The organism is Collinsella aerofaciens, from assembly GCF_039836695.1.
Classification (GTDB): domain Bacteria; phylum Actinomycetota; class Coriobacteriia; order Coriobacteriales; family Coriobacteriaceae; genus Collinsella; species Collinsella aerofaciens_BD.
Map to the genome: position 1 here is coordinate 1 of NZ_JBDPAC010000047.1, position 2,160 is coordinate 2,160.

Consider the following 2,160-nt stretch of genomic DNA (forward strand, 5'->3'; position numbering starts at 1 on the left):
TCAAGGTGCACGCTTTGCGGCTGATCCGGTCCGACCGGGCCGCGCGGCAAGGAGATATATTGCCAGACCGGAGGGGCCCCGGGGGCGGGAATCTGGTCGTACACATTTCCTACACAGTTTGGGATTCTCAGCTGTATTTGCCAGTAATAAAGAGGGGACCTCGTTTCCGAGATCCCCTCCTCTGTTTATCTATAGAAATAGGCTTTCAAAGCCTTAGGCCAGCAGCTTGCGACCGGACTCCTCAATCGCGTCAAGTGCTGCATCTGCCTCGGCGGCATCCGCGCCCTTAGCGAAGATGTACAGCTTAATCTTGGGCTCGGTGCCGGAAGGACGAACAATACCCTTGTTGCCGCCCTCAAGATCGAACTCAATTACGTTAGCCTTCGGCAGGCCGTTCACGCAGGTGTTGTAATCCACGACGGCCTCAATCTTGGAACCGGCGAGCTCCGCGGGCGGGTTCTCGCGCAGACCAGCCATGATGCCGGCCATCTTTGCCGCACCCTCAGCGCCCGGATAGCTTAGCGAAATCGTCTTGTTGTGATAGTAGCCATACTTCTCGTACAACTCGTGCATCGCATCGGCAAGGTTCTTGCCCTGGAGCTTATAATACTGCGCCATCTGGCAAATCAGAAGCGAAGTGCTGACGGCGTCCTTGTCGCGCACGTGGTCGCCGGCCAGATAGCCGTAGCTCTCCTCAAAACCGAAGATAAAGCGTTCGACCTCGCCAGCATCGGAAAGAGAAGTAATGATGTCGCCGATGTACTTGAAGCCCGTCAGGCAGCGGCGGAGCTCAAAACCGTACTCGTCGGCCAGAGCGTCAACCATGGCAGAAGAAACGATAGTAGTAACGGCAACCTTCTTAGTAAGGTCCTCACCGCGGGCAGCACGGGTCTTGCAGATATAGTCGAGCAGCAGAACGCCCATCTCATTGCCGGTCAGCAGCAGATAGTCATCGCCATTCTTAACGGCAACGCCAACACGGTCGGCGTCGGGATCGGTTGCAAGCAGCAAATCAGGGTGAACCTGCTCGCAGAGATCGATGCCCTTCTGCATGGCCTGACGGATCTCGGGGTTAGGATACGGGCAGGTCGGGAAATCGCCGTTAGGCTCCTTCTGCTCGGGAACAACCGTGACATCGGTGATGCCAGCGCGCTCGAGCACCGTCGTGACGGGAATGAGGCCGGTGCCGTTGAGCGGAGTGTAGACGAGCTTAAGCGGAGCGCCAGCGATCTCCTCGGTAGAAAGGTTAGTCACGCCGCGGGCGAGAACGGCGTCGTAATAACGCTCGAGGCACGAGTCGTCGATCCATTTGACCAGACCCTGCTCAAGAGCCTCATCGAAGTCCATGGACTTCACGCCGGTGAACGTATCGGTCTCGGCGATAGCCTTAGAAATTGCATCGGCGGCCTCGCTAGTAATCTGGCAGCCGTCGGGGCCATAGGCCTTATAGCCGTTATAAGGCGCCGGATTATGACTAGCGGTCATGCAAATGCCACCGGAGCACTTAAGGTCGCGGACGGCCCAGGAGAGCGTCGGCACAGGAGAAATCTTGGGATACACGAGGGCAGTCACGCCGTTTGCTGCAAGAATGGCAGCCGTCGTCTTGACGAACAGCTCACCTTTATTGCGGCTATCACGAGCGATGGCGACCGTCGGATGCTCGAAGGTCGCATTGAGGTAGTCAGCAAATCCCTGGGTCGCACGACCGACCGTATAGATATTCATACGGTTAGTGCCCGCACCGATAGTGCCGCGAAGGCCGGCAGTACCGAAGGCGAGATCCTGGAAGAAAGCGTCGGTGATGGCGTCCTCATCACCCTGCTCCTTCATCGTGTTAAGCTCAGCGAGGAGCTCCTCGTCCTTGACATTGGCAATCCAAGTATCAAGCAGCTCATGAACATCTGCCATGTGAGTCCTTCCGTCACAATCAATAAAACGACCCGTGTAAAACAGGACAAGCGCAGCAGTGCGCTAAAGCAAATATTAGTCCATTGAGAACAAAGAACCGACCAAAGAACGGTGAACGTCTATATTCAGCGGTGGATGATTGGATTGATTTAATTGCTTAGTGAATGCCGCCTTTAACGCAAAAAAGGGGGAGGCCGCGAGGCCTCCCCCCTTCTCAGTTCAAGCGTACGGCTCGGTGCCGTCCACCGGTCA

At 56.3% G+C, this 2,160-nt stretch carries 1 protein-coding gene; it reads right to left on the reverse strand.

The annotated features are described in order from the left end of the window. Positions 1–213: 213 nt before the first annotated feature. Positions 214–1,908 carry a phospho-sugar mutase gene (locus ABG996_RS10675; protein ID WP_347479843.1) on the reverse strand — a complete coding sequence of 565 codons (1,695 nt, stop codon included), beginning with the start codon at positions 1,906–1,908 and terminating at the stop codon, positions 214–216. Between the last annotated feature and the right edge of the window lie 252 nt (positions 1,909–2,160).